Source organism: Oleiphilus sp. HI0123 (assembly GCF_001635315.1).
On record NZ_LWGE01001685.1, the window covers coordinates 1 to 3347 of the forward strand.

Sequence of the window (3347 nt, forward strand, 5' to 3'; positions counted from 1 at the left end):
AATATGAAAACGCTGCCGATATTAGCTTGCATGGTAGCCCATTAAGCGCGGGTGGCTTGCTTCACGAAGCGTTGTGGAAAAAGTCTTACGCAGCAATATTAACCTCCGCAACATTAACAGCGCTTGGCAAGTTTGACCGACTTGCTCACAAAGCAGGTTTACCCGCTGATAGTGTTTATCATCGAGTGCAAAGCCCGTTTGACTTTAATCAAGTTGCCAAGCTGGTAATTCCTCCAATGACATCGTCAGCTTCAGACCCTGAACAGCACACTCAGGAAATATCCTCAAATCTGGCAAACTGGATTGGTGATGATCAAGCTGTATTAGTTTTATTCAGCTCTAGAAAGCAAATGAATGACGTGCTTTATCAAATAGACCCGGTCTTACGCAAAGATATTATGACCCAAGACGAATACTCAAAGCAGGAGCTGGTAAACAAACATAAAGCGCTTATAGATTCTTCAAAGCGAAGTATTTTGTTTGGCTTGGCTTCCCTCGCTGAAGGGATTGATTTGCCAGGCAATTACCTTACGCATGTTGTTATTGCCAAAATACCGTTTTCTGTGCCTAACGACCCTTTAGAGCAAAGCATTAGTGAGTGGCTCGAGGCGCAAGGTCGAAACCCGTTTATGGAAGTGACCGTGCCAGATGCCAGCCTTAAGTTGATTCAAGCTTGTGGTCGTTTGATTCGGACGGAGAAAGACACCGGCCAGGTGACGATTCTTGATAATCGGCTGCTCACCCGTCGTTACGGTAATCTCTTGATCAATTCATTGCCGCCATACCGTCGACAGTTTGGCTAAGCAAACCTGCTGAATCTATAAAATTTAGGCAAAAAAAAGCGGCGGATGATGCCGAACTATCATCTCGCCGCGTTCACAAGTCGGGCCTTGTAGGGAAGCCCTGATCGGAAAACTAATACCTGAAAGACGCAAACATCGCTAAGTAAAAGGCCTGAAGTTTTTACTTAGTACTGCTTGTTTCGATGAGTTTATAATAGGGCTTAGTCAGGCTTAATTAGATCGTCCATAAGGCTTACGCCTAGGCTTAAGTGATATAAAGTGTGATGCGCATCACACTTTATGATCTCGTATATTAGATCAGACCAATGCTTCGTGCTTTTGATAAAGCCTCTGTACGACTCTTTGCTTCTATCTTTCCATATAGGTTGCGAATATGTGCTTTGACGGTGGCCGGTGCGAGGCTTAGCTTCTGAGCGATCTCTTTGTTTGCTAAGCCCTGATCAATCAGGCCGAGCACTTCAAGTTCGCGCGAGCTAAGAGGTTCTAGCAATTGCTTATTGCTCTCCAATGCTGCTGCGCCAGGCAGTTCATCTTGTTGAACAGGCTTGGTCTCATTGCTTAATCCTAATGTTGCGCTCAATTTCTGCAAATAGCTGTCAGGTATGCTGGGATCAGCACCCAGTGCTAGAACCGGAAGAAGCTCAACAGCCTCATTGGTGTAAACAGAGATGAAGCCGTCCTGTGATGCGAGATGTAATGATTCTTTAATTGCTTCTTCGGCTTCTTTTGAGTTGTGGAGGCTATGGTAGATTGAGGCAGAAAGGTTCAATACTTGAATCAGGTTGTATACATGGTGCTTAGAACGAGTCTGTTCAGCAAGACGGTTAATTACTTCCAATGCAAGTTTATAATTACTTTGCGCCGCAAAAATCCGTGCTTTTGTTAGGTTAATATCCTCATAGTTTAAGGGGACAGCATTAATGCTTTCTTCGTTTAGTTCATTTATCACAAATTGAGCTTTCTCTATCATCCCCATTGATAAAAGGCAGCGAGCCTTTAGTGCGATGATACTTGGTGGAGTGAAAACGATGGAGTCTCGTTTGTGCTGATAGGTATGCCATGCATCATCCAAGCATTCGATAGCATCGACATATTTGCCCTGTGCAAAATAAAGCATTGCTTGGGTGTACTGAATGATTATGTGCTGGCCTGGCTCTGTCCCAATTTCCAAATGTCGTAGCAAGGGGTTGATGTACGACTGAGCGATAGTAAATTCGGCTTTCTCTGTATATATCAATGCCAAGGCACTATTTTGCCAACAAGAAATTATTCTAGGTTGAGAGCTGTCGTGATAGCTATCGATCCATTGTTGGTTAATAATCCCGGTTTCTAACGCTTTTTCAAGATTACCTTGGTAAAAATAGATCCATCCAAGCAGGCCGCTGCTTGATAGCACCGTGGTATATTTCTTCTCTCGCTTGCCATGCTCAATTGCTTCGCTCAAAGCAGCTTCCGCAGACTCCAGGTCACCGACAGCGAAGCTATCAAGACCAATTCCGTAATAGGTGACGGATTTAAGGGGCATCTTGGTTGTATCGAGCTCTTTCAGAACATCTTTAGTTAATTGTCCTGCGCTCTTTAGGTCTGACTGGCTGCGAGCCAGATAGGCCCGAATAAGCGAGATCTCACTATGTAAGTCAATTAATTCACTTGCGCTAGTTTCAATGCAAAGCAAGCGTTGCTTATCAATAAGGAGTTCCAGCTCTTCTAGCAAAGGGGCAATCACTTCAATTTTGTTACTGAAGAACAATGCCCAGATCTTAAGCATAATCGCGCGGGGAGACTGGCTAAATAGCTTTTCGGGTACTTTTCGAAGCCACTCTAAAACGAGTAAGTGATGCCCTTCATGTATTAGGTTGTTACCATTTTTTTCAAGCAATTGTATTAAAAGATCCCAATCTTGAAGTTGAACAACTTGCTCTATCGCTTCATGGGCTTGTTCATGCGTGACAAGCCACTCAATAGCGCTTTTCTGCAATGTTTCTAGAAGTGTTGGTTGCTCTACTTTAATTTTTCGAAGGAGCGACTCTCTAAACATCTCATGATAACGGTACCAGCTATGTTCATTATCTAAGGGGGTAATGAAGAGGTTTGCTCTATAAAGGTGGTCAAGTATCTTCGCAGAACCCTGGATATTAAGCATCGAGTCGCAAAGCTGCGCGTTTAAGCGGAGTAAACATGAAGACCTCAATAAGAAGTCTGAAACATTTTGCGGCTGTTGAGAGAGAATTTCACTCACAATATATTCGCTCAGATGCCTATCATCTGAAAGAAGCCTATCTACAGATATGAGCGACTGGTCAGCCTTGGGAGTGGAGACGGCGGATAGCGCTGCAAGTTGTAATGCGGCTATCCAGCCCTCACTGGATGCAAACAAGGAGTCTACTTGCGCATCACTTAACGATAGATTCATATAATCAAGAAGAAAAGCTTTAGATTCTTCAATAGAGAAGGCCAAGTCTGATGATTGTATTTGGTCTACCCAGTTTTTTACACTCCAACGAGAGATCGGAAGCGAAGGTTCGAACCTGCATGTGATGATAA

Annotated in this window: 2 protein-coding genes; one reads left to right on the forward strand and one right to left on the reverse strand. The window is 43.7% G+C overall.

Annotation, left to right across the window (positions count from 1 at the left end; all coding sequences use genetic code 11):
* Positions 1 to 803 (forward strand): helicase C-terminal domain-containing protein (locus A3761_RS22775; RefSeq protein WP_304439640.1); only part of this gene is annotated, 803 nt, incomplete at its 5' end.
* 292 nt (positions 804 to 1095) lie between these two features.
* Here A3761_RS22775 and A3761_RS22780 read toward each other — a convergent pair.
* The coding region (locus tag A3761_RS22780) for a LuxR C-terminal-related transcriptional regulator (protein WP_156492046.1) at positions 1096 to 3347 on the reverse strand (2252 nt) is incomplete at its 5' end.